Genomic DNA, 24867 nt, shown 5'->3' with positions numbered 1-24867 from the left:
TTTTTATGGAGCGCGCCGGTGCAGAAGAATATTGAGAAGATAAGGACGCTATTCGAATCTCTCCCGTACATCCGGAAGTTCTTCGACAAGACGATCGTCATAAAGTACGGCGGCCACGCGATGGTCGACGAGGGGCTCAAGAAGAGTTTCGCCAGGGACGTCGTCCTCATGAAGTATGTCGGGATAAACCCCGTTATAGTCCACGGCGGGGGGCCGCAGATAGGCGGACTTCTCACCAGGCTCGGCAAGGAATCGAGGTTCGTAAAGGGCATACGTGTAACCGACGACGAGACCATGGACGTGGTAGAGATGGTCCTCATGGGCAAGATTAATAAAGAGATAGTCGGCCTCATAAACCACTTCGGCGGAAAGGCCGTGGGCCTCGGCGGCAAGGACGGCGGGTTGATCAAGGCCAAGAGGCTCAAGATAAAGGGCGAGGAGATGGGCTTTGTGGGTGACGTGGAGTCGATAGATGCAAGCGTCATAAGCGTCCTCGAGGAGAGCGATTTTATCCCCGTCATCGCCCCTGTCGGCGGTGACGAGGAGGGCGAGAGCTTCAATATAAACGCCGACACGGTAGCAGGGAAGATCGCAGCCGCTCTTAAGGCCGAAAAGCTCATACTCCTCACAGACGTCGCGGGTGTACTCGATAAGGAGAAGAAGCTCATCTCGGCGCTAACGCTCTCAGAGGCCCGTTCGCTAATCACGAAGAAGGTCGCGGTAGGAGGCATGATACCCAAGCTCCGGTGTTGCATGGACGCTGTCGCCTCCGGCGTCGGGAGGGCCCATATAATCGATGGCAGGGTCGAGCACGCGGTCCTTCTTGAGGTCTTTACCGACGCTGGTGTCGGAACTGCAATAGGGCTTAAGAAATAGAAAAGAGAGGTCTAAGTTGTCGAACGCTCAAATAATCGGCCTTACCGCAAAGCACGTCGCCAATACCTATGGCAGATTTCCGATATCAATCGTCAGGGGCAAGGGCACCAGGGTCTGGGACGCTGACGGGAAAGAGTACCTCGACTTCGTATCAGGCCTCGCCGTCTGTAACCTCGGCCATTGCCATCCGAACGTCGTCGCGGCCATAAAGGCGCAGGCCGAGAAGCTCATACACGTATCAAACCTCTATCACATAGAGACACAGTCAGAGCTTGCGAAGATACTCACGGAGAATTCGTTCGCTGACAGGGTCTTTTTCTGCAACTCGGGGGCAGAGGCCAACGAGGCGGCCCTGAAGCTCGCGAGAAAGTACTTTAGCGACAAGGGGCAGAGGAGGCACCAGATACTCACCATGGAGCAGTCCTTCCACGGCCGCACCTTCGCGGCGCTCGCGGCGACCGGGCAGAAGAAGTATCAGGCAGGCTTCGAGCCCCTCCTTGAGAGGTTCATTTACGTGCCATTTAACGACATAGAGGCCGCGAAGAGGGCCATAAATGACACGACCGCCGCTATTATGGTCGAGCCGATACAGGGCGAGGGCGGGGTGAACGTGCCCTCTGATAATTACTTCAGGGAATTGAAAGAGCTCTGCAAAAGGGCTGGGGCGCTCCTCATATTCGACGAGGTGCAGGTGGGCGTTGGCCGCACAGGGACGTTATTTGCCTATGAGAACTATGGGGCCTCCCCCGATATCATGACTCTTGCCAAGGGGCTTGCGGGCGGAGTAGCCATAGGCGCGATGCTCGCTATAGATGATGTCATGTCTGCGTTCGTCCCAGGCACCCACGCCTCGACCTTCGGAGGAAACCCGCTGGCGACGGCGGCTGGGATCGCGGCCTTAAGGACTACCATCAACGATGGCGTCCTCGATAACTGCAAAAGGGTGGGTGCGTATCTGACCGGCAAGTTAAATGGCCTCAAGGACAAGTACGGCTTCATAAAAGAGGTCAGGGGCAAGGGGCTCATAATAGGCATGGAACTGGCCGAGGGCATAAAGGGCGGCGATATAGTGAAGGAATGCCTTGCCAAGGGCCTTCTCATAAACTGCGTGGGCGATAAAGTGCTCCGCTTCATCCCGGCCCTCATCGTGACCGAGAAGGAAGTCGACGAGATGCTCGGAATACTGGAGCCGTTGCTCGCTCAGGCTGGAGGGCAGGCAAAGGTTTAAGGGAGATTCCACCCTCCCCTCAGTCCCCTCCCATCAAGGGAGGGGAGGAAAAGCAGGGGCGAGAAATAAGCTTTGTAGCTTGGGAATGGGTTCTAAACACCCTCTCCCTTGACGGGAGAGGGCAGGGGTGAGGGTGAAAGAGGGAATTTTAACCGCACTCGCCAGGAATCTGAGAAAAAAAGCGACAGATGCTGAAACCATGTTATGGAGGCATCTAAGGTCTAAGCAGATTAATGGACTGAAATTCAGAAGACAGGCGCGGATTGGAAGTTATATCGTTGATCTTGTCTGTTTCGAGAGAAAGCTTGTCATTGAAATAGACGGCGGGCAGCACGCCTCGAATTCAAAAGATAAGGAAAGAGAACGCTGGCTTGCAAGCAGAGGCTTCAAGGTTATCCGTTTCTGGAATAACGAGGTCCTTAAAGATACCGAGAATGTTTTGAGATCTATCTGGGAGGAAATATCCAGGTCACCCTCCCCTCAGTCCCCTCCCGTCAAGGGAGGGGAGAAATAAACGAAAAGGAATTAGAATGCACCTCCTTAACATATCCGACCTCAAGAAAGAGGACATAGACCATCTCCTTGATATGGCCGCGACCCTTAAGGCGCGTCATAAGAAGGGGATACCGCACAATCCGCTGCGCGGCAGGACGCTCGGCCTCATATTCGAGAAGTCTTCTACCCGGACGCGCGTCTCATTCGAGACCGCGATGTGCCAGCTTGGCGGCAACGCCATATTCATTAGCCAACGGGATTCGCAGATAGGGCGCGGGGAGCCTATTAAGGACACGGCGCGCGTCATGTCAAGGTACGTCGACGCCGTAGTCATAAGGACCTTCGGCCACGATGTAATAGAGGAGTTCGCGCGGTACTCGACTATCCCTGTCATAAACGGCCTTACTGATCTGAGCCATCCATGCCAGGTGCTCGCCGACATACTCACGGTGGTCGAGAAGAAGGGCGGCTATAAAGGCATAAAGGCCTGCTGGATAGGCGACGGCAACAACATGGCAAACTCATGGATAGAGGCTGCCATGAGGCTCGGTTTCGAGCTTACGCTTGCCTGCCCGAAGGGATACCAGCCGGATGATGGGATATTCAAGAAGGCGGTAGCTCTGAACCCGAAGATAAGATTCACTGAAAGCGTCCTTGAGGCCGCCAAAGGCGCGGATGTTCTCAACACCGACGTCTGGGCGAGCATGGGGCAGGAAGAAGAAGCCGAGAAGAGAAGGAAGGCATTTAAAGGCTTTCAGATAAACTCAGAGGTATTGGGTGTTGCGAAGAAGGACGCCATGGTATTGCACTGTCTCCCCGCGCACAGGGAGGAAGAGATAACCGAAGAGGTCCTTGAAGGGCCTAACTCCGCTGTCTGGGACCAGGCTGAGAACAGGCTTCACATCCAGAAGGCCATCCTCGAATGGCTTCTGGTTGAGGGCGCGAGATAAGTGAATAAGGAGAAGAAGATGGCAAAAGGTGTAAAAAGGGTAGTTCTCGCCTATTCCGGGGGGCTTGATACCTCGGTCATAATGAAATGGCTCATCGAAACCTATGGGTGCGAGGTCATCGCCTTCTCCGCCGATATCGGACAGGGAGAGGTCGAGATAGACGGCATAAGGAAAAAGGCCTTTGCCACTGGAGCGAAGAAGGTCCATATAAAAGACCTCCGCGAGGAGTTCGTATCCGACTTCGTATTCCCGATGCTCAGGGCATCATCTGTCTATGAGGGGACCTACTTGCTCGGCACATCTATAGCGAGGCCCCTTATAGCCAAGGTGCAGATGGAGATAGCGGCAAAGGAGAAGGCCGACGCGGTCTCACACGGCGCTACCGGCAAGGGCAACGACCAGGTCAGGTTCGAGCTGACTTATTATTCGATGAACCCTCATATCAAGGTCGTCGCCCCGTGGAGGGAGTGGGATATGAAGGGCAGGGCCGACCTCATCGCCTACGCCAGGAAGCACGGCATCCCTGTCCCTGTCACCAAGAAGAAGCCGTACAGCTCTGACAGGAACCTCTTCCATATAAGCTTTGAGGGCGGCATACTCGAAGACCCATGGGCAGAGCCTCCGGAGAACATGTATACTTTAAGCGTTTCGCCTGAGAAGGCGCCCGGCAGGGCTACCTACGTCGAGATAGGCTTCCAGAACGGCAACCCTGTATCCGTCAACGCCAAAAAGCTCTCGCCAGCGCGCCTCCTTGCGCTTTTAAACGAGATGGGCGGGGCGAATGGCGTCGGCAGGATGGACATGGTCGAGAACCGCTACGTGGGCATGAAGTCCAGGGGCGTCTACGAGACCCCCGGCGGCACGATACTCCACGGCGCGAGAAGAGCGGTAGAATCTGTCGCCATGGACAGGGAACTGCTGCACCTTCGCGACAGCCTTTCGCAGAAGTACGCCTCTTTGGTCTATAACGGCTATTGGTTCTCGCCGGAGAGGAAGGCCCTGCAGTCTCTTATAGATGAAGCGACTTCAGGGGTTACAGGGGTAGCGAGGATGAAGCTGTACAAGGGTAATGCCATAGTGGTCGGCAGGAAGGCGGAGAGGTCGCTCTATCACCCCGACTTCGCTACCTTCGAGGAGGACACCGTCTATAACCAGAAGGACGCCGAAGGGTTCATCAAGATAAACGCCTTGAGGCTCAAGATAAAGTCGATGGTCGACAGGGCCGCTGTAAGCCCTAAACAGGCGAAAAAGGCCAAAAAAACGGTTAAGGCGGCCCGTGTAGCCAAGGCCGCGGCAATATCCTCCAAAGGAGCGAGGCGTTGAAGCTTTGCAGGTTCCAGGCATCTGAAAGGATCGGGTTTGGCGTTATCGAGGGCGACTCTTTATTTGAGATCGACAAAGACCCTGTTTCAGCGGGTTTAAGCGGGTCTGTAAACAAGATCAGGCAGATGGACCTCAAGGATGTAAAACTCATTGCCCCTGTCGCGCCTTCGAAGATAATCGCCATAGGGCTAAACTACAAGGCCCATGCCGCGGAGTTCGGCAAACCCCTGCCTGAAGAGCCGATGATCTTCATGAAGCCCTCTACCGCGGTCATCGGCCATGAGGATAAGGTCATCTACCCTGTCCACATGTCGCACAGGGTAGACTACGAGGGCGAGCTTGGGGTCGTCATCGGAAAAGTCGCGAAAGAGGTCTCGTCCAGGGACGCCAGAGATTATATCCTCGGTTACACCTGCGTGAATGACGTGACCGCCAGGGACCTCCAGGGCAAGGATATTCAGTACACGAGGGCAAAGGGCTTCGATACATTCGCCCCCATGGGGCCGTGCGTTTCTACAGACATAGACCCGCTGGACCTTACCATACAGACCTATCTTAACGGCGAACTGAGGCAGAATACCTCCACAAAGGACATGATATTCAATGTCTATGAGCTGGTAAGCTTCGTCTCCCACGTCATGACGCTCCTTCCGGGGGATGTCATAACTACCGGGACCCCTTCAGGGGTGGGGAAGATGAGGCCGGGGGACGTGGTAGAGGTAAAAATAGATGGTATAGGCACCCTGAGGAACGTAATTTCAGAGGGAAAGGCCTTCAGGAAGGTCTGGTCAGATTCTTGAGCCTTGCGCCGGACGGCGTTTTGTTTTAATATACGAATTCTGTTCAGTCAGGAGCAAGGAGGATGCAAGTAAAGATGTCTGAGGATTTTATACAGGGACTTTTCGCGGAGCGCATAGGCGGCAAGCTCTTTGGAAAGAGCCAGAAGACCTACAAATTCGAGAAGATAAAGAGGGCAAAGGCCGAGGCCAGGAAAAATAGCCCCAATACCGAGCTTCTTGATTTTGGCGTTGGAGAGCCGGATGAGATGGCATTCCCGCCTGTCGTCGAGGCGCTGAAGCTCGAGTGCGCCAAGCCGGAGAACAGGGGGTACTCGGATAACGGCATAGCCGAGCTTAAAGAGGCCGCCGCGAGGTACCTTGAGAAGGTATACGGTGTCGCGGGCATAGACCCGGTAAAGGAGATAATCCATTCGATTGGCTCCAAGCCCGCGCTCGCCATGCTGCCGGACGCCTTCATAAACACGGGCGACGGCGTGCTCATGACCGTTCCCGGCTACCCGATACTCGCGACACACACCGAGTGGAACGGCGGCAAGGTAACAAAGCTCCCTCTTAAAGAGGAGAACGGCTATCTGCCCGACCTTGGCGCCCTGTCGGAGGCCGACCTTAAGGGTGTAAAGCTCCTTTACCTCAACTACCCCAACAACCCCACCGGGGCGGCCGCAACCCCGGAGTTCTTCGCCAGGGTAGTCGAGTTCGCAAAGCAGCACAGGATCATCGTGGTGCACGACGCCGCGTACGCAGCCCTCTCGTTCGATTCCAAGCCCCTGAGCTTCCTTTCGGTCGAAGGGGCAAAGGACGTGGGCGTGGAGATACACTCCTTCTCAAAGGCCTTCAACATGACAGGCTGGAGGCTCGCCTTTGTCGCAGGCAATGAAAAGGTCGTGGCGGCTTACGGGCACGTAAAGGACAACTATGACTCCGGCCAGTTCATAGCGATACAGAAGGCCGGTATCTACGCACTCGACCACCCGGAGATAACCGAGAAGATATCGGACAAGTACAAAAGAAGGCTCAAGCTCATGGTCGACGCCTTAAGCTCATGCGGCTTCTCTGCCGTAATGCCAAAGGGCTCCTTCTACCTGTACGTTGGCGCGCCGAAGATGGCCAAGAAGACGAATACCGCCTTTTCATCGGCAGAGGACGTCTCCGAGTACCTCATAAAAGAGGCGCATATCTCGACCGTGCCATGGGACGACGTGGGCCAGTACTTGAGGTTCTCCGCGACCTTCATCGCCAAGAACAAGGATGACGAGTACAGGGTAATAGAAGAGATGAAAAAAAGGCTCAAAGGCCTGGAATTGGTCTTTTAGCCGCTGAAGCCCCCTTCCGGGGGAACCTTTCTGTAGAAAGTTCCTCTTAAATAATTTCACCCGCTTAAACGGGTATAGAGGCTTACCGGGCCTGAATACGCGAAGAGCGGTTCAGGCCTTTTTTATTTATGGAAGAGAGGATATTCATAGCCATAGGCACCAACCTTGGGGACAGGGCAGCTAACGTCCGCGAGGCGCTTCGGATCGCTGAAGCGGACGGGGGGCTTAAGGTCGTCAAGGCAAGCTCCCTGTACGAGTCCGAGCCATGGGGTGTGGCAGACCAGCCCATGTTCGTGAACGCTGTCGTCGAGGCGCGTACCAATCTTTCTCCAAAAGAGCTTCTTCTATTCCTTAAGGGTATAGAGTCCAGGATGGGCAGAAGGCCGTCAGAGCGCTGGGGGCCGCGTTTAATAGACCTGGATATCGTATTTTACGGGGAGCGTCTCCTGGAGGGTGAGGGGCTTGTGGTGCCGCACCCGGACGCCCATGAGCGGGCCTTTGTGATGACGCCTTTGGCTGAGATAGCGCCAGAGTTCGTCCACCCGGTATTTAAGTTGACGGTGCGAGCCCTGGCGGATAAGCTCGGGGGCAAGGGGCTGCGGAGGATAGAGGGTTGAAAAGCGTACTGATATTACTGGTCGTCTTTTTCCTTGTAAGGGCGTTGAAGAAAAGCCTGGAGGCTAAAAGCGCTCGGGTAAATATGCCAGGGCAGCCAGGGACGGAGAGGACGACCGTATCTACCGTTCATAGGGAGAGCGAGGAGATGGTCCTCGACCAGATATGCGGAAGCTATGTGCCTGTGAGCGCGGCCATAATGTCGGATGCTGGCGGAAAGAGGTCATATTACTGCTCTGAGGAGTGCAGGTCGAAGGCAGAACAGGGAAGATAGCAATTTTTAAAGGCAGCCTAAATTCAGTTGACGCAGACGAAGTTGCTTGTTATGCTGACTTTTTGAAAACCTTCTGATAGATTTCCAGAACTACTTGTTTTAAAAAGGTTTTTGGGGTTGCCGTAAACGTTCGATAAAATCCTTTTTTTGAGGAGGGCAGATATGGATTGGGGTATGAAAAACCGTCTCATGAGGATAATACGCCCGGAGACCGGAAGGACAGTGATGCTTGCCGTTGACCACGGCTATTTTCTCGGGCCTACAAGCGGCCTTGAGGAGCCTGCCAAGACAATAGCCCCACTCGTAGAGCACGCCGACTGCCTGATGCTCACCAGGGGAGTGCTGAGGAACTGCGTGACAGCCGACGTTAACGTGCCGATAATGTTAAGGGTCTCCGGGGGCGCGAGCATACTCGGGAACCTCGCTGACGAGGGCACGACGGTTTCCATGAGGGACGCGCTCAGGATGAACGTCTCTGGCGTGGCGCTCTCCATATTTGTCGGCTCCGAGCTTGAAAGAAAGACGCTCCTTGCCCTCGCCGACCTCATAAACGAGGCCGAGGAATACGGGGTGCCGGTGCTCGCGGTCACTGCCGTCGGCAAGGAGATGACCAGGGACGCGAGATACCTGGGGCTGGCCTGCAGGATAGCAGCCGAGCTCGGGGCGCACATAGTCAAGACCTACTACTGCGACGATTTCGAGAAGGTCGTAAGCTCCTGTCCGGTGCCCGTAGTAATAGCCGGGGGCAAGAAGATCCCGGAGAGGGAGGCCATCGACCTCGCGTATAACGCGATCACAAGGGGCGCCGCCGGGGTTGACATGGGGAGGAACATCTTCCAGTCAGAGCACCCGGTGCCGATGATAAAGACCGTGAGGGAGATAGTCCACAGGGACCTGACTCCTTCCAAGGCATGGGACCTTTTCAATACGCTAGCCAACGAAAAAAAGCCCGCCTACGCGAAGCAGTCCTGAGGAGGGCGTTTTTTTGAGGGCGGCTGTTTACTACAATAACAGGGACGTAAGGATCGAAGAGAGGCCCGTGCCAACGGTGCTTGCCGGGGAGGCGCTCGTCAGGATAGAGGCGAGCGGCATCTGCGGAAGCGACGTCATGGAGTGGTACAGGATAAAGAAGGCCCCGCTGGTCCTCGGCCACGAGATAGCAGGCACGATAGTAGAGACAGGCGCGGGGGTAGAAAGGTTCAAGGCAGGTGACAGGGTGACGGTAGCGCACCATGTGCCATGCAACAGCTGCAGGTACTGCCTTGCCGGGAACCATTCGGTCTGCGATACTTTACGTTCTACAAACTTCGACCCGGGCGGCTTCTGCGAGTTCGTGAGGGTCCCGGCGATAAACCTGGACAGGGGCACATTCATCCTGCCAGACTCGGTGAGTTTCGGCGAGGGCACGTTCGCAGAACCACTGGGATGCGTGGTGCGGGCGTTCAGGATGGCGAGGTTTACCCCCGGCATGAACGTGCTCGTAATAGGGAGCGGCATGTCGGGCCTTCTTCATATAAAGCTCGCGAAGGCCCTCGGCGCGGGTAAGATAATATCGACCGACATAAACGATTTCAGGCTCAAGGCCGCAAGGGGCGCAGGGGCCGACCTCGCCTTACGGGCTGATGCGGACGTGCCAGGGGCGGTAAGGGGGGCGCTCGGCACACTTGCCGATCTCGTCATAATCTGCGCGGCGAGCGATCCCGCCATAACGCAGGGGCTCGGAAGCGTTGACCGTGGCGGCACCGTCATCTTTTTTGCCCCCAAGGAGCCGGGTGGCACCTATCCGCTCCCCCTTTTCGATCTCTGGAGGGACAACATAACGATAATCAATTCCTACGCCTCTCCGCCGTATGACACCGAGGTCGCGCTCGGGCTCATAGCCGCCAAAAGGGTGGATGTAAGCGACATGATAACCCACAGGCTCGGCCTTGCGGAAGCCCCCGACGGCTTCAGGCTCGCGGCAGAGGCCAGGGAATCGATAAAGGTCATCATAGAGCCGCAGAGGTGAAGCGCAAATCATAATTCCCCGGAGGTTTTTTGAAGAGGATAGGCCTCATAGTAAAGGTCAGTAACCCCGAGGCGGTAAGGCTCGCCGGCAGCATAGCCGACTGGGCCGCCGAAAGGGGAGGCAAGGTCATAACCGATGACGGCCTTGCCCTGATGATAAAGAACGCCCAGCCCACGAAGATAAAGGATATTCCTGAAAATATAGATATCATGGTAGTCCTCGGCGGGGACGGGACCATGCTCCACGCCGCCAGGCTCTTGAACGGCAGGGACATACCCATACTCGGGGTAAACCTCGGAAGCCTTGGCTTCCTCACGGCCATAACGGTGAAAGAGGTCTTTCCGTTACTGGAAAAGATAAGCAAAGGCGACTTCGTAAAGGAAGAGCGCATGCTCCTCCAGGTCGAGCACACAAGGGGCGGGGAGAGCCTTGCCGTCAATAACGTCCTGAACGACGCGGTCATCAAGGGCGCGAGCGCAAGGCTTGTGAGGCTGGAAACACGCATCAACAAAGAGTACGTCAATACATACAGGGCCGACGGCCTCATCATAGCCACACCCACAGGCTCTACGGCCTATTCGCTCTCCGCGAACGGCCCGATACTCTACCCGACCATACACTCCATAATCGTCGCGCCTATCTGCCCCTTTAACCTTACCAACAGGCCGGTAGTCATACCTGACTGGATGACCGTGGACATAACGGTCGCCCCTGAGCAGGAGAATAGCGAGCTCATCCTCGACGGCCAGGTCAATATACCGCTCGTAAGAGGCGACGTCATCAAGGTAAAGAGGGCGGAGGTGAGCGTTTATCTGATAAAATACGAGGGCAAGAGCTATTTCGATATATTGAGGGAGAGGCTCATGTGGGAGGTAAAGGCGGTAAGGAATTGAGCGCCTTGCGGTAAAAACTGTATATGCTTTTAGAGCTGCGCATAAAGGACTTCGCGATAATCGAGTCTCTGGCTATTCACTTCGGGCCGGGCCTCAATATATTTACGGGTGAGACCGGCGCCGGTAAAAGCATTATCCTTGACGCCCTGGCCCTCATATTGGGCGACAGGGCATCTAACGACCTTATAAGGGAGGGGCGTGAAGAGGCGCAGGTCGAGGCCCTGTTTGATATATCCGCGTTGAAAGGCAGGGGCATCGACTCCTTCCTGGCCGAGGCCGGAATAGAGGCGGCGCCCGAGCTTATCATAAAAAGGGTCGTACAGAGGGCAGGGAGGAACAGGATATACATAAATGGCAGCCTCGCGACCCTTGTAACCCTTACAGAGATTGGCCGCAGGCTCATAGACATATACGGGCAGAGCGAGCATACCTCCCTTACCCGGCCTGAGGAGCACGTTGAGGTGCTTGACGCCTTCGGCGGCTTCCAGAAGATGCGCTCGCAGATGGCTGCCGCTTACAGGGAGTACGGGGCTGCAAAAAAAGAGCTCGACACCCTCGTCCATGCCGCGAAGGGGGCTGGCGAGAAGAAAGATTTTCTCTCGTTTCAGATAAACGAGCTTGCTGCCGCCAACTTGAGGCCCGGCGAGGAAGACGAGCTTAAAAGAGATAAGGAGAGGCTCCAGAGCGCCGGGAAGCTTAAGTCCGTTGCTGAACAGGCTCAGGCGGCCATATACTCCGAGGCCGGGTCCATAACCGAAAAACTCGGCTCTATCGCAAGGTCCCTTAAAGACCTCTCCGCCATAGACACGAGGCTTAAAGAGGTGGCCGGGAGGATAGAGGCGAGCCTTTTTGAGCTGGAGGACGCCGGCGGCTTTCTCCGGGATTATGCGTCGTCGATCGAGTCAGACCCTGCCGCGCTGGAAGATGCTGACGACAGGCTTGACCTCATAGGCAGGCTCAAGAAGAAGTACGGGTGCGGCGTAGAGGATATACTCGCCAAAAAGGAAGCGATGGAAGATGAGCTTCGGCTTGCCGAGGGGCTCGATTTCAAGTTGGGCGAGCTTACCGCCAGGCTCAAGGGCGCGGCAGAGAAGGCCTCCGGGGCTGCCGCCTCTTTAAGCGAGGCGCGAAAGAAGGCCACCGGAGAGCTTGAGGCAAAGATCGCTGGCGAGCTTGCCGCCCTCGGTATGAAGGGGGCGGCCTTCGAGGTCGCGATAGAGGCTGAATCGACTCCGGAGCACGGCGTAAGGCTCACGGAGAAGGGCTCTGACAGGGTAAGCTTCCTTATAGCCACGAACAAGGGCGAGGGCTTGAAGCCTCTGGCCCGCATAGCCTCAGGCGGGGAGCTTTCGAGGGTCATGCTCGCCATGAAAAGCGTCATAGCCTCGGGCAGGGTCCCGACCATGATATTCGACGAGATAGACACCGGCGTAAGCGGGGCCATCGCGCAGGCCGTGGGCCTCAAGCTCAAGGAGGTCTCGAAGACGAACCAGGTGCTCTGCATAACCCACCTGCCGCAGGTCGCCGCTTTCGCCGACAGCCATTATTCGGTCTCTAAGGAACCGGCTGGCGGCAGGACGGTCACCAGGGTCGCCGAGGTAACCGGAGAAGAAAGGGTAGAGCGTATATCGGCGATGCTCGGAGGGCTTAAGGTCACGGAGACTACAAGGAAGCACGCCAGCGAACTTATAGAGGCGGCTGGAAGCCTCTCAAGAAAGAAAGCGCCGTTAAAAAAGCAGGGCGCCCAGGAGGGCAAAGGGTAGAGTTGGTAAGGAAGGCACATCTGACGGATGTTCAGGCGATCCATGAAATAGTGGAGGCGTTTGCAAAAAGAGGCGAGATGCTTCACAGGTCAGCCTCTGATATCTGCGACACGTTGAGGGACTTTTTTGTATACGAGGATAACGGGAAGATAGTCGGGACCTGCGCCATGCACATCTGCTCCCCTGAGATGGGCGAGGTGAGGTCGCTCGCGGTAAGGAGCGGGCACACCGGGCGGGGCATAGGGACAGAGCTCGTGACAGCATGCCTCGAAGAGGCCGTATCCATCGGGTTGAAAAGGGTCTTTGCCCTTACGTACAAGCCGGGTTTTTTCAAGAAGCTCAACTTCAAGGTAATAAGCAAGGAAGTCCTGCCGCACAAGATCTGGGGCGACTGCATAAAATGCGTCAAGTTCCCCAACTGCGACGAGAACGCCGTTATAATAGAATTTTCAGGAGCGGGGCAATCGAAAGGGGGGCGGCATGAAAGGGCTATTTGAGCGCGCTGGCGCGGACGAGGCGGTACAGAGGCTTAGGAAGCTTCTTGCCGGCAAGGCCGATTCGTACGAGATATATTTTTCCATGCAGAAAGGCTTCGGTGCCGAGGCAAAGGACGGCGCGGTAGATTCACTGAAGGCGCGCTCGAGCGCGGGGGTGGGCCTCCGGACGGTTAAGGGTAAAAGGCTCGGCTTCGCCTACTCGAGCGTCCTTGCGGCAGATGCCCTCGCCGAGCTTGTGGATAAGGCAATAGCCGGGAGCAGGGAAGCGGCGGTAGATGAGTTTCTGGGCCTTCCGGGCCCGCAGCAGGGCATACCTGAAGGCAGCCTCGATATATTCGATAAGTCCTTCGGCACTGTGGCTGAGGAGAAGATGATAAACGCCGCCATAGAGATAGAGGCGGCGGCCCGGTCGTTCGACCCCAGGGTCAAGAGGGTCAGGAAGGCCTCTTATTCTGAATCACTCGCCGCTGACAGGGTCGTAAACTCCAACGGTGTGGATATCGTCCACTCCGCCACATACTATAGCGGAAGCGTCACTGCCGTAGCTGAATCGGACGGGGAGTCCCAGATGGGCTGGGAGATTGGCATGGGCCACAGAAGGGGGTCCGTAGAGAGCGCGGCAATCGGCAGGAAGGCCGCCGGGAACGCGGTCAGGCAGCTTGGGGCGAGGACCATTAAAACAGTCAAGTGCGGGGCGCTCATCGAGAATATAGTCGCCTGCGAACTACTTGAGGCGCTCGCGGGCTCTTTCCTTGGCGACAACGTCTTGAAGGGCAAGTCGATGCTCATCGGCAAGAAAGGCGTGAAGATCGCGTCCCCGGTGCTTAATATCCGGGATGATGGTATAATGAAGGCCGGCTGGGCGACCTCTTCCTACGACGCCGAGGGCACGGCATCGAGGAGGACGCCGCTTGTGCTCGGAGGCGTCTGCCAGGGCTATCTGTACGACAGCTACTGGTCGGCAAGGGCCGGTGGCGAATCCACCGGGAACGCCTCGAGGGGCGGGTTCAAGTCTACCCCGGGCGTAGGCATAACGAACCTCTATATCGACAAGGGCGCAAAGGGGTTCGACGAACTGCTTAAGGAGCTTGGAAGCGGGCTATTTATAACCGAGCTCCTGGGCGTACATACAATAAATACAGTGAGCGGTGACTTCTCACTCGGGGCCGCGGGCTTCAGGGTGGAAGCGGGCGAGATAGCCTACCCGGTAAGGGGCATGGCGATCGCCGGGAACCTGCTCGGGCTTTTCTCCGGGGTGGCTGAGTGCGGGGCAGACCTGAGGTTCATCGGGTCTATTGGGGCGCCGAGCCTCCTCGTCAATGAAATCGAGGCGAGCGGAACATGAAGGAGACTGCAAAGGAAGATACCATGAAGATAGAGGAGGGGCTTGCCAAAAACCCCCTCTTCAACGGGCTTGACGATTTCTACCTCAAGGACATCATCGCGAGGGCGGAGGTCAGGTCCTGGCCAGACGGCATTCATATAATCACCGAGGGCGAGGCCGGGGACGCCGTTTACTTCATCCTCTCAGGCAGGGTAAAGGTGACGCTTTACGGGGAGGAAGGGCGGGAGATTGTGCTGGCGGTCCTTAACGAAGGGGACATGTTCGGCGAGATGTCCATCATGGACGACAAGCCGAGGTCGGCCAACGTAGAGGCCGTTTCTGCACTTCAGTGCCTGGTCGTGAGCAAGACGGCCTTTCTGGAGTACCTTTCAAGGCACCACAAGGTATACATGAGGTTTTTCGCCTATCTTACCGGAAGGCTCAGGGAGGCTACCCGGAAGATCGGGGGGCTCGCGCTCCTCGATGTATGCGGGCGCATCGCCCATACCCTCATCGGCATGGCCAGGGCGGATGAGGGCTCTAAAGAGAAGGTCATCGCCATAGAGCGCCCGACACATGAGGAATTGGCGGCCATGATAGGCTCTTCCAGGGAGGTCGTGAGCAGGGCTTTGAAGAAGATGACCCAGGAAGGTTACATCAAGATAGAGAAGAACAGGATACTGCTTTATCTCTCCGAGTGACTCCTGTCACTGTCTTAAACACACCCATGCAATATACTCCTGCCATGGTCGCGACGGCTGGCTAATTAACTTGACATGGGGCCGATTGGTATGCTAATCAATCAGAACCCAGAAAAAAGCCTGTCGCAGGCTGTTCTCCCGAAAGAACGACCTTTTTTTCAAGTTTTCCCCTGCCGCTCCGATAATATGGGACGGCGAAAAACCCAGCGTCAAGAAGTCTCACCATGAACGGCCTGTGATGGCCGAAGCGTCGAAGGGGCAGGCAAGCAAAAAGGCCCGGACGCGGCCGATACGCGTTACAGCTCAAGCAGAATCTCTGAAGGGAGGGACTTCATTTTGGATAAGCGATTTCTTACCCTTTTTGTCCTTACGAACGACGTTTCAAAACCGAGGCAGCTCAAGGTCCCATTCAAGATCCTTAAGATCGCTGGCGCGGTCTCGGTAGTATTCGCGCTGGTATTCGGTTTCATAATCTTCGATTACGCCCGCATGAAGATGGGCCATTCATCTCTGGCCGGCAGCGACCAGCTTGCGTTGCAGGGCTTCGCCTCGAAGATAAAGGAGCTTGAAGGACAGATCGCCAAGCTCAATCTTTTCGACAAGAAGCTGAGGATCATATCCAACATAGAAAAGGACCCCAAGCCCGCAGGCGGGCATGAGCAGGTGCTCGGCATGGGCGGTGATTCGGTCGTGGACGAGGAGGCCCTTGCCACCCCAGGCGCCAAGGTCGACGAGCTTGTGGAGAAGATGAAGAGCGACCTTGTGAACCTCGAGCACCAGGCCACGACCCAGGAGTCGAGCTTCGAGGCCCTTAGCGAATACCTGGTAAACAAATCCGTGATGCTCGCCTCCACGCCCTCGATATGGCCCGCGAAGGGCTGGGTGACCTCGGACTTCGGGAGCAGGATATCCCCGTTTACCGGAAGGCCGCAGCAGCATTCCGGGATGGACATCGCGAACCGCGTAGGCACGCCGGTCTCTGCCTCAGCAGACGGGATAGTTGTAAAGGTTGGCAGGGATACGAGCCTCGGCAAGTTCGTGGAGATATCCCACGGCTACGGCATAAAGACGGTCTATGGACATCTTTCCGAGACCTTCGTGAGGGTGGGGCAGAGGACGAAAAGGGGTGAGAAGATCGCTGCCATGGGCAACACAGGGCGCTCTACAGGGCCGCACGTCCATTATGCGGTCTCTGTGAACGGACTGAACGTAGACCCTGAAAGATACATACTTGACTGAGAAGCCCTGATTCCCAAAAGATGGACCGGGCCCCCCGGAAAGTTCCGAGGGGCCCTTTTTATTTTGTCAGGTTGCTGAAAAAGGCCGATCTGCTGTGTCGTCTTCAAAGCGGCAAGAGCGGCGAACCATCCAAGTACGCCGCATTCCTCATTTTTGAAGATTCCCCGCGGAAGACCCATGGAATCTTCTATATGTAATGGAAAAGACAACCATTGCATTTCGCTCGCTTGACCTCGCGGTAAACTGCGAGGATTGCTCGCGGGCATGTTCGACTCCTTGCGTCTTGACCTCATTTGAATCCTGAATGTGTGTTTGAGTTCTTCGGCGACTATCAAAAAGTTTAAACAGCGGCAGGTTTTTAAAAAGCTTTGCCCGGCATGGAAATATCTGTATAATTGTGCTAATATAAAAGTTTGCAATCCATGGCATAGTTGCGCCATCGGGCCTATAAACCCCATGAAAGGACTTCTTTTTCGAGACAGTCGAATATGATAAATAGCCTGCTTAAAAAGGTCTTCGGCTCAAAGAACGACCGCGAAGTAAAGCGGATAATGCCGGTAGTAGAAGAGATAAACTCTTTTGAGCCCCAGATGAAGGCCCTCTCTGACGAGGACTTTCTGGGGCTTACGCTTAAGCTCAAAGAGGAGCTTGCCGGGGGCAAAACGCTCGACGACATACTGCCAAGGGCCTTCGCCGCCGCAAGGGAGGTCGCCTGGAGGCGCCTTAAGATGCGCCACTTCGACGTCCAGCTCATAGGTGGATACGTCCTTAACGCGGGCACGATCTCCGAGATGAAGACCGGCGAGGGCAAAACGCTTGTCGCCACCCTCCCGCTTTACCTAAACGCCCTCACAGGCAAGGGCGCCCATCTTGTCACCGTAAACGATTACCTGGCGAGAAGGGACGGCCATTGGATGGGCGCGGTCTACCACGCCCTGGGCCTTACCCTGAGCGTCATCCAGCACGAGGCGAGCTTTCTTTACGACCCATCCTACACGGAAGGTTCCGGCAGCTTCATACACTTCCGCCCCATCAGCAGGAAAGAGGCCTACAACGCCGATATAACCTACGGCACCAATAACGAGTACGGCTTCGATTACCTCAGAGACAACATGAAGTTCTCCCTCGAGGAGTACGTCCAGAGGGAGCACCACTTCGCCATAGTGGACGAGGTCGACTCCATCCTCATAGACGAGGCAAGGACCCCGCTTATCATATCGGGGCCCACGGAGGACTCGACCGACAAATATTACACCATAGACCGCATAATGCCTGGCCTCAGGAAAGACGACCACTTCACCGTGGACGAGAAGGCCAAGCAGGTGCTGCTTACGGACGAGGGTGTAGACAAGGTCGAGGAGCTTCTTAAGATCGACAACCTCTACGACCCGGCCAACATAGAAACGCTCCATCACGTCAACCAGGCCCTGAGGGCGCACGCCCTCTTCCACAGGGACGTAGAATACGTGGTCAAGGACGGCCAGGTCATCATAGTGGACGAGTTCACGGGCCGCCTCATGCCGGGCAGGCGCTGGAGCGACGGGCTTCACCAGGCTGTAGAGGCCAAGGAGAAGGTCAAGATAGAGAACGAGAACCAGACGCTTGCGACAGTGACCTTCCAGAACTACTTCAGGATGTACGAGAAGCTCGCGGGCATGACCGGCACCGCCGATACCGAGGCCGCCGAGTTCCGAAATATCTACAGCCTCGACGTCATGGTCATCCCCACGAACAAGCCGCTGGCGAGGGCCGACAACACCGACCTCGTCTACAAGACAAAGAAAGAGAAGTTCAAGGCCGTAATAAAGGACATAGAAGAGTGCCACAGGCTGGGCAGGCCGGTGCTCGTCGGCACCATCTCTATCGACGACTCGGAGCGCCTCTCCAAGATGCTCTCCACGCACAATGTCCCGCACCATGTCCTTAACGCCAAACAGCATGAGCGCGAGGCCGAGATAGTCGCGCAGGCGGGAAGGCTCCGGGCGGTGACCATCTCCACCAACATGGCGGGAAGGGGAACCGACATACTGCTCGGAGGAAACCCCGAGTACCTCGCCGCGGCGAGAGCCGGCAAGGACGATTCGAGCGAGCCCTATCACACGGCCCTTGAGAAGGCCAGGGTGCTCTGCGAGGAGGAAAAGCAAAAGGTCCTCGCCCTCGGCGGACTATATATCCTCGGCACCGAACGGCACGAGTCCAGGCGAATAGACAACCAGCTCCGTGGCCGCGCGGGACGTCAGGGCGACCCTGGTATTTCCAGGTTCTATCTCTCGCTCGAGGACGACCTCCTTCGTATATTCGGCTCCGACAGGATAGCCTCCGTCATGGAAAGGATCGGCATGGAAGAGGACGTGCCCATCGAGCACGGCCTGGTATCCAGGGCCATTGAGAACGCGCAGAAGAAGGTCGAAGGGCATAACTTCGAGATAAGGAAGCACCTGCTTGAGTATGACGACGTGATGAACCAGCAGAGGTCGGTCGTCTACGGGTACAGGAAGCAGATACTCTCCCAGGCGGGCCTTCGCGATATGGTGAAGGAGTTCTCCGAAGAGGCATCCAGGGAGATAGTCTCCACCCATATAAGCGAGAGGAGCCACCCTGAGGACTGGGACCTCAAGGCCGTAAACGACGCGGCGATGACGCAGTTCGGCGTTAGCTTCGGAACAGAGGACATGCAAGGCGTGAACAGCCGCGAGGCCCTGGCCGAGGCGTTAGCCGAGAAGGCCTGGAAGTCGTACCAGGAGAAGGTCGGCCTTGTGGGAGACGAGCCGTTCCTTCAGTTCGAGAAGGTGATAATGCTCCACACGCTCGACACCATCTGGAAAGACCACCTCCTTTCCATGGACCATCTGAAGGGCGGCATCGGCTTGAGGGGCTATGGACAGAAAAACCCCCTGCAGGAGTACAAGAAGGAGGGCTTTGAGCTATTCGCCGCCCTCATCGGCAGGCTCCGGAGCGAGGTGTGTGAAAGGCTCTTCAAGGTACAGATAAAGAGAAATGACGAAGAGGCTCCGGCTGAGAGCGTGCCTGAGCCGGCCAGGCGGCCGCCACAGAAGGTCAGGTACTCACGGGGCGAGGAAGACGAGCCGGAAAAAGAGCAGCCAGTCACAAGGGCAGGCGAGAAGATCGGAAGGAACGACCTCTGCCCTTGCGGCAGCGGCCTTAAGTACAAGAGGTGCTGCGGCATGAAAGCCGTCAGATAAAATTCACGGGGAACGGAAAGACAAGAGATGGCATCTGATTTTTTAAGGTCCGGCAAGATCTTCGACTTGAGGGTGCCGGGCTTCAGGGCCGCCGGGGTATCCTGCGGCATCAAAAAGAACGGCAGGAAGGATCTCGCCGTCATAGTAAGCGACAGCCCGGCCAGGGTCGCGGGTGTATTTACCACCAATAGCGTAAAGGCCGCCCCGGTCCTTCTCGACATGAAGAGGGTAAGGAAGGGGACCGCGAGCGGCATCATAGTCAACAGCGGCAACGCCAACGCCTGCACCGGCAGGGAGGGCTTGAAGAACTCCGAAGCCATGGCTGCCATAGCCGAGAAGGCCCTGGGGCTCAGGAAGGGCAGCATGCTGGTGGCCTCGACCGGGGTGATAGGCGTGCCTCTGCCCATCAAAAAGATAGAGTCCGGGATGCCGACGGTCGCGAAGATGATCGGGTACGACGGCCTTCATTCAGCTGTCGAGGCGATGATGACTACAGACGCCTTCCCCAAAAAGACGGTCGGCAAGGCGAAGATAGGCGGGTCCGGGGTCACTGTAGCCGGCATCGCCAAGGGCGCCGGCATGATATGCCCGAACATGGCTACCATGCTCGCATTCTTCATGACCGACGCGAATATCAAAAGCCCGGCCCTTTCCAGGGCATTGAAGGCCGCGGTAGACCGGTCGTTCAACAGCATAATAGTAGACAACGACACTTCGACCAACGATACTGTGCTGATATTCGCCAACGGCTCGGACGGCAATGAGATAAAGGACGGCACCAGGGAGTTTGCCGCCTTCACAGACCTCCTTACATCTTTGGCTGTGGAGCTATCCCATATGATAGTCAGGGACGGCGAAGGGGCAACAAGGTTCGTGGAGATAGAGGTGGCGGGGGCCGCTACCGACGAGGACGCAAGGCTTGCTGCGCGGACAGTGGCAGAGTCGATGCTCTGCAAGACCGCCTTCTTTGGCGGAGACCCGAACTGGGGGCGCATTATCGCGGCCATAGGCAGGTCGGGGGCGAAGATGAAAGAGGAGAGGACGTCCATATCGATAAACGGCGTCAAGGTGGCCTCAGGCGGTCTCGATACCGGCAAGGAAAAAGAGGCCGCGAGGGCCATGAAGACGAGGGAGCTCTATGTCAAGGTCTCGCTCGGGGCCGGTAAGCGCTCTTCAAGGGTCTGGACCTCTGACCTTACATACGAATACGTCAAGATAAACTCGGCTTACAGGACCTAAGGAGGAATTATGGACCCTTTCCTAAAGGAGTCTGAAAGATGGCTCAGGCAGGCTGAGTACGACTTGAGGGGCGCCGAGTGGAACCAGCAGGGCGGCTTTCACGCGCAGGCCACCTTCTGGGCGCAGCAGGCTGCCGCGAAAGCGCTCAGGGCCTTTCTCTTCCTCAATAAGGAGGATGTAAGGGAGACCCGTTCTGTGGTGGACCTCCTCGACAGGGCGATAACCTACGAGGAGGAGTTCAGGGGTTTTGTCGGCTCCGGAAGGAGCCTGGACCTGTATTACAAGACATCCCGTTTCCCTGACGCCATCCCCGGGGGCGTGCCCGCAGAGGTCATCTCCCAGAAGGAATCGGTCGAGGCGATAAGGCAGGCGGCCGATATCATCGCCATAGTCGAGAAGAAGAGAAAGGACTATCTTCCGGAGAGCCTTTGATGCGCGACATGCGCTATTACGGCGGGCCCGCCTGATGCCGGGTGATTTCATTTAATGTCCGAAGACTTCATATTGATCCTGCCCTTCGTTTTTGGGGCCATAATCGGCAGTTTCCTCAACGTCTGCATATACAGGGTCCCCCTTGGGCTCTCGGTCGTTTCCCCTCCTTCAAGCTGTCCGAACTGCTCCAGGCGCATCCCCTTTTATTTTAATATCCCCGTTCTAAGCTATATCATATTGCGCGGCAGGTGCTCTTCATGCGGCGAGCCGTTCTCTTTAAGGTATCCTGTCGTCGAGGCCGCTACCGGCCTTTTCGGCCTCTTTACCGTCTTACGGTTCGGGCTCTCCGTTGAGGCCATCGTCTACTTCGTATTTATTTGCGCCCTCATCGTCATCACCTTCATCGACCTCGACCTTAAGATAATACCGGATGTCATAAGCCTGCCGGGCGTGGCAATTGGGCTTGTGGCCTCGTTTTTTCTCCCTTACCCAGGGGTCCTCAACTCATTCATAGGCGCCATAGCCGGCGGCGGGATACTCTTCCTGGTGGCCTGGGGATATTACATGGCTACAGGCCATGAGGGCATGGGCGGAGGGGATGTAAAGCTTCTTGCCATGATAGGCGCCTTCCTCGGCTGGAAGGGCGTGATCGTGACGCTTCTTTTCGGCTCCTTCATTGGCGCTGTCATAGGCGTCATATTGATGCTCGCCTTTGGCAAGGGCGGCAGGTACGCTATCCCCTTCGGGCCGTTCCTTGCCCTCGGGGCAGCGGTACACCTCTTTTTCGGCGATTGGATCATAACCTGGTACATTGCGCGGGCAACGGGCGTTTAGGATGAGAAAAAAGAGACTGGGGATCAGGTTCCAGCTCACATCCGCCATTGTCATTATGACGCTGGCGGGCATCGGGCTCATAGGCCTTCTGAGCGTCAAGATAGTGGAGAGAAGTGCCCTTTTCTGGAAGGCGAGCCAGGCCGGGGATATGGTCAGGATCGTCCGCGCCTCTTTCAGGATCGAGGACGAAGGAAAGGCGGCGGCCCTTACGGCCGCTGTCTTGAGGGAGGCCGGGATATCGGCCTTCAGGCTCACCGGCCCGGACGGCAGGATCGCTGTTACGGAAGGCGCCCTTCCCGTGGACAGAGGCGCTCTTTTCGCCGCGGATGACGGCATAGAGGCCTATGTATACGGCGGCGGCTGGTTCAAGGGCGCTGGAGAGTCGCTCCGTATCTTTGCCCCGATGGAATGGCAGGGCAAGGGGCAAGGCACGCTCGAGCTTCTCCTCGACCTTCACGATATAAGCTCAGAGCTTTCCGGGGCCAGAAGGTTTCTATTCTTCTATGCCCTCCTCGATTCCGCCATAATAATCGGCGTTGGCATCCTCTTCCTCTCCCGTTCTGTTGTAAGCCCTCTTAAGCGGCTCGAGGAGGCGGCTACCCGGATAGCCGGGGGCAAGCTCTATGAGCGCGCCAGGGTCGATATCGACAACGAGCTTGGGAGCCTCGCGTCATCCTTCAACAGCATGGCTGAGAGGCTTGAAGAAGAGATAAGGAGCCTTGAGCGCGTGAACCTGGACCTTGTGACGGCGCAGGATGAGCTTCTTCGCTCCTCGACCCTTGCCGCTGTGGGGAGGCTCGCCGCGGGTATAGCCCACGAGATCGGAAACCCTCTTGGGGCGCTCCGCGGTTACGTCGATCTGCTGGGCAGAGGCGGGCTTGAGCCAGCGGAGAAAACGGAGATAATCGAGGGGGCCTCGAAGGAGGTCGCGAGGATCGATACCATAGTAAGGGAGTTTCTGGGGGTGGCCAGGCCTACGAAGGCCGCCCTTTCGCCTGTAGACGTGAACTCGCTCCTGAATGAGACTCTCTCGGAGCTGTCGCTGCGTGAGGATTTCAAGGCGGTCGAGGTAAAGCTCGGCATGAGGGAAGCCCCGCTGGAGGTCATGGCTGACGAGGGCAAATTGAGGCAGGTATTCGTAAACCTCCTTATAAACGCGGCTCATTCGATGGAGGGCCAAGATGTCAAGTCGATCGAGATATCGACCGGGATCGAAAAGAGGCCATTTACGCCGCTTGTACGAAGGCGCAAGGACGACCCTCCGCTTCCGGGCGAGGCGGCTGAAAGGGACTACGTCTGCGTATCTTTTCTTGACTCAGGCGATGGAATAGCCGAAGAGCACGCCAAGCGCATATTCGACCCGTTCTTCACCACCAAAGAGGCTGGCAGGGGGACGGGCCTCGGGCTCTTCGTCTCCCAGTCCATAATCAAGGCATACGGCGGGGAGATAACCTTCAGGACATCCGCGGAAGGCTCTGTCTTCACCGTGGCCCTTCCCGCAGGGAGGCAGCAGTGAGGATATTGATAATAGACGACGAAGAGTCGATGCGGCATATGCTCTCGGTCATCCTCAGGAAAGAGGGCTACGAGACGGTATCGTTTGCGGATGCCGCCAAGGCGCTTGAGTGCCTTGAGAACGAGTACTTTGATTTCATTCTGTCGGATATCAGGATGCCCGGCATGGACGGGGTAGCCTTCCTGAAGGCCCTTAAGGAAAGGGGCGCGTCAAAGACCGTTATCATGATGAGCGCCTACGGCACGATGGATACGGCGATAGAGTGCATGAAGCTCGGCGCGTACGACTTCATATCAAAGCCCTTCAAGGCCGACGAGATAATACTGACTGTTAAAAAGGCCGAGGAGAGGGAGAGGCTCAGGAAGGAGAACCTGAGGCTCAGGGAAGAGGCGGCCAGGGAGTACGATATTTCAAGGATACGCACCTCTGACGCCGGGATGCTCGCTATCCTTGAGCTTGTGAAAAAGGTCTCTGATTATTCAACCTCCGTCCTTATAACCGGCGAGAGCGGCACTGGCAAGGAGCTTGTGGCCCGCGCGATACATTACTGCGGAAGCAGGGCATCGAGTCCCTTCGTGGTCGTCAACTGCGGCGCGATACCCGGCCCGCTCCTTGAAAGCGAGCTCTTCGGCCATGTGAAGGGCGCGTTCACTGACGCGCACAGGAACAAGACCGGGCTTTTCCAGGAGGCGGACGGAGGGACCATCTTCCTGGACGAGGCCGGAGAGCTGCCGCTCGAGCTGCAGGTAAAGCTCCTTCGGGTATTGCAGGAGGGGGAGGTCAGGAGGGTAGGGGACAACAAGCCCGGCAAGGTAGATACCAGGGTAGTGGCGGCTACTATCAAAGACCTGAGGGCTGAGGTAAACAAGGGTACGTTCAGGGACGACCTCTTCTACAGGCTTAACGTGATAGAGATAAAGCTTCCTCCTCTGCGGGAGCGTGCCGGGGATATACCGGCCCTCGCCGAGTATTTTGTGGGGAAGTACTCGGCCAGGTTCGGTAAAGGCTGCAAGAAGATCTCAAAAGAGGCTATGGATGCCCTTACCTCGTATCCATGGCCCGGCAACATACGGGAGCTTGAGAACGTCATAGAGCGCGCGATGATACTCGAAGAGGCCGGGACGATAGGCAAGGGATCTCTCCCGATACTTTCCGGCCCTCGCCCGGCAGAGGCGCAGGGCCTCTCTATAAAAAAGGCGCATGAATCGACCGAGAGGGAGCTTATAATGAAGGCCCTCGAGAAGACCCATAATAACAGGACAAAGGCCGCCGCCCTCCTTGAGATAAGCCACAGGGCCCTTCTTTATAAGATAAAAAGTTACGGACTATGAAATATGTGCATAG

Annotated in this window: 23 protein-coding genes; all 23 read left to right on the top strand. The window is 56.6% G+C overall.

Going from position 1 to position 24867, the window contains the following annotated elements; translation table 11 throughout:
- Nucleotides 1-18 precede the first annotated feature (18 nt).
- On the top strand, nucleotides 19-876 hold the full coding sequence (locus tag A2V21_302975; GenBank protein ID OIJ73317.1) for an acetylglutamate kinase: 858 nt from the start codon (nucleotides 19-21) through the stop codon (nucleotides 874-876).
- Nucleotides 877-892: 16 nt separating this feature from the next.
- Entirely contained in the window at nucleotides 893-2104 is a 1212-nt protein-coding gene (locus tag A2V21_302970) for an acetylornithine aminotransferase (protein OIJ73316.1), read from the top strand.
- Between the two features lie 199 nt (nucleotides 2105-2303).
- On the top strand, nucleotides 2304-2618 hold the full coding sequence (locus A2V21_302965) for a hypothetical protein (GenBank protein ID OIJ75027.1): 315 nt from the start codon (nucleotides 2304-2306) through the stop codon (nucleotides 2616-2618).
- A 16-nt stretch (nucleotides 2619-2634) separates the two neighbouring features.
- Nucleotides 2635-3549: an ornithine carbamoyltransferase gene (locus A2V21_302960; protein OIJ73315.1), complete on the top strand. Its 915-nt coding sequence runs from the start codon at nucleotides 2635-2637 to the stop codon at nucleotides 3547-3549.
- On the top strand, nucleotides 3550-4872 hold the full coding sequence (locus A2V21_302955; protein OIJ73314.1) for an argininosuccinate synthase: 1323 nt from the start codon (nucleotides 3550-3552) through the stop codon (nucleotides 4870-4872).
- Nucleotides 4869-5672 (top strand): hypothetical protein, encoded by an 804-nt coding sequence (locus tag A2V21_302950; GenBank protein ID OIJ73313.1) that lies wholly within the window; start codon nucleotides 4869-4871, stop codon nucleotides 5670-5672. Before A2V21_302955 ends, A2V21_302950 begins: the two co-directional genes overlap by 4 nt.
- Nucleotides 5673-5734: 62 nt before the next feature.
- Nucleotides 5735-6985: an aspartate aminotransferase gene (locus A2V21_302945; protein ID OIJ73312.1), complete on the top strand. Its 1251-nt coding sequence runs from the start codon at nucleotides 5735-5737 to the stop codon at nucleotides 6983-6985.
- Between the two features lie 128 nt (nucleotides 6986-7113).
- Complete coding sequence (locus A2V21_302940; GenBank protein OIJ73311.1) at nucleotides 7114-7602, top strand: 2-amino-4-hydroxy-6-hydroxymethyldihydropteridine diphosphokinase; 489 nt, start codon at nucleotides 7114-7116, stop codon at nucleotides 7600-7602.
- Nucleotides 7599-7874, top strand: a complete 276-nt coding sequence (locus tag A2V21_302935) for a hypothetical protein (GenBank protein ID OIJ73310.1) — start codon at nucleotides 7599-7601, stop codon at nucleotides 7872-7874. Before A2V21_302940 ends, A2V21_302935 begins: the two co-directional genes overlap by 4 nt.
- A 162-nt stretch (nucleotides 7875-8036) precedes the next feature.
- Entirely contained in the window at nucleotides 8037-8846 is an 810-nt protein-coding gene (locus A2V21_302930; protein ID OIJ73309.1) for an autoinducer 2 aldolase, read from the top strand.
- A gap of 13 nt (nucleotides 8847-8859) precedes the next feature.
- Nucleotides 8860-9882, top strand: a complete 1023-nt coding sequence (locus A2V21_302925; protein OIJ73308.1) for an alcohol dehydrogenase — start codon at nucleotides 8860-8862, stop codon at nucleotides 9880-9882.
- Between the two features lie 29 nt (nucleotides 9883-9911).
- Entirely contained in the window at nucleotides 9912-10775 is an 864-nt protein-coding gene (locus A2V21_302920) for a hypothetical protein (GenBank protein OIJ73307.1), read from the top strand.
- A gap of 23 nt (nucleotides 10776-10798) precedes the next feature.
- A complete protein-coding gene (locus tag A2V21_302915) occupies nucleotides 10799-12538 on the top strand; it encodes a DNA repair protein RecN (protein ID OIJ73306.1) in 1740 nt (579 codons plus the stop codon).
- 2 nt (nucleotides 12539-12540) lie between these two features.
- Entirely contained in the window at nucleotides 12541-13035 is a 495-nt protein-coding gene (locus A2V21_302910) for a GNAT family N-acetyltransferase (protein OIJ73305.1), read from the top strand.
- Entirely contained in the window at nucleotides 13019-14380 is a 1362-nt protein-coding gene (locus A2V21_302905; protein OIJ73304.1) for a hypothetical protein, read from the top strand. Before A2V21_302910 ends, A2V21_302905 begins: the two co-directional genes overlap by 17 nt.
- A gap of 23 nt (nucleotides 14381-14403) precedes the next feature.
- Nucleotides 14404-15060, top strand: coding sequence for a hypothetical protein (locus tag A2V21_302900; protein ID OIJ75026.1), 657 nt, complete (start codon nucleotides 14404-14406; stop codon nucleotides 15058-15060).
- A 333-nt stretch (nucleotides 15061-15393) separates the two neighbouring features.
- On the top strand, nucleotides 15394-16299 hold the full coding sequence (locus A2V21_302895) for a hypothetical protein (GenBank protein ID OIJ73303.1): 906 nt from the start codon (nucleotides 15394-15396) through the stop codon (nucleotides 16297-16299).
- Between the two features lie 488 nt (nucleotides 16300-16787).
- A complete protein-coding gene (locus tag A2V21_302890) occupies nucleotides 16788-19502 on the top strand; it encodes a preprotein translocase subunit SecA (protein OIJ73302.1) in 2715 nt (904 codons plus the stop codon).
- Nucleotides 19503-19529: 27 nt separating this feature from the next.
- Entirely contained in the window at nucleotides 19530-20741 is a 1212-nt protein-coding gene (locus A2V21_302885; GenBank protein OIJ73301.1) for a bifunctional ornithine acetyltransferase/N-acetylglutamate synthase, read from the top strand.
- Between the two features lie 9 nt (nucleotides 20742-20750).
- Complete coding sequence (locus A2V21_302880) at nucleotides 20751-21173, top strand: hypothetical protein (protein OIJ73300.1); 423 nt, start codon at nucleotides 20751-20753, stop codon at nucleotides 21171-21173.
- Between the two features lie 54 nt (nucleotides 21174-21227).
- Nucleotides 21228-22007 (top strand): peptidase A24, encoded by a 780-nt coding sequence (locus tag A2V21_302875; protein OIJ73299.1) that lies wholly within the window; start codon nucleotides 21228-21230, stop codon nucleotides 22005-22007.
- A gap of 1 nt (nucleotide 22008) precedes the next feature.
- Nucleotides 22009-23523, top strand: coding sequence for a hypothetical protein (locus tag A2V21_302870; protein OIJ73298.1), 1515 nt, complete (start codon nucleotides 22009-22011; stop codon nucleotides 23521-23523).
- Nucleotides 23524-23552: 29 nt separating this feature from the next.
- Nucleotides 23553-24854, top strand: a complete 1302-nt coding sequence (locus A2V21_302865) for a histidine kinase (GenBank protein ID OIJ75025.1) — start codon at nucleotides 23553-23555, stop codon at nucleotides 24852-24854.
- Nucleotides 24855-24867: the final 13 nt, after the last annotated feature.

Source organism: Deltaproteobacteria bacterium GWC2_55_46, assembly GCA_001595385.3.
In the GTDB taxonomy this organism is placed as follows: Bacteria; Desulfobacterota; GWC2-55-46; order GWC2-55-46; family GWC2-55-46; genus UBA5799.
This window is presented reverse-complemented; position numbering and strand designations above follow the sequence as displayed.

Excerpts from the sequence above, each read along its gene's own strand:
- A2V21_302965 (OIJ75027.1), top strand. The coding sequence starts at position 2,304 with ATGTTATGGAGGCATCTAAGGTCTAAGCAGATTAATGGACTGAAATTC.
- A2V21_302960 (OIJ73315.1), top strand. The coding sequence starts at position 2,635 with ATGCACCTCCTTAACATATCCGACCTCAAGAAAGAGGACATAGACCAT.
- A2V21_302945 (OIJ73312.1), top strand. The coding sequence starts at position 5,735 with ATGCAAGTAAAGATGTCTGAGGATTTTATACAGGGACTTTTCGCGGAG.
- A2V21_302940 (OIJ73311.1), top strand. The coding sequence starts at position 7,114 with ATGGAAGAGAGGATATTCATAGCCATAGGCACCAACCTTGGGGACAGG.
- A2V21_302930 (OIJ73309.1), top strand. The coding sequence starts at position 8,037 with ATGGATTGGGGTATGAAAAACCGTCTCATGAGGATAATACGCCCGGAG.
- A2V21_302915 (OIJ73306.1), top strand. The coding sequence starts at position 10,799 with ATGCTTTTAGAGCTGCGCATAAAGGACTTCGCGATAATCGAGTCTCTG.
- A2V21_302905 (OIJ73304.1), top strand. The coding sequence starts at position 13,019 with ATGAAAGGGCTATTTGAGCGCGCTGGCGCGGACGAGGCGGTACAGAGG.
- A2V21_302900 (OIJ75026.1), top strand. The coding sequence starts at position 14,404 with ATGAAGATAGAGGAGGGGCTTGCCAAAAACCCCCTCTTCAACGGGCTT.
- A2V21_302890 (OIJ73302.1), top strand. The coding sequence starts at position 16,788 with ATGATAAATAGCCTGCTTAAAAAGGTCTTCGGCTCAAAGAACGACCGC.
- A2V21_302885 (OIJ73301.1), top strand. The coding sequence starts at position 19,530 with ATGGCATCTGATTTTTTAAGGTCCGGCAAGATCTTCGACTTGAGGGTG.
- A2V21_302880 (OIJ73300.1), top strand. The coding sequence starts at position 20,751 with ATGGACCCTTTCCTAAAGGAGTCTGAAAGATGGCTCAGGCAGGCTGAG.
- A2V21_302875 (OIJ73299.1), top strand. The coding sequence starts at position 21,228 with ATGTCCGAAGACTTCATATTGATCCTGCCCTTCGTTTTTGGGGCCATA.
- A2V21_302870 (OIJ73298.1), top strand. The coding sequence starts at position 22,009 with ATGAGAAAAAAGAGACTGGGGATCAGGTTCCAGCTCACATCCGCCATT.
- A2V21_302865 (OIJ75025.1), top strand. The coding sequence starts at position 23,553 with ATGCGGCATATGCTCTCGGTCATCCTCAGGAAAGAGGGCTACGAGACG.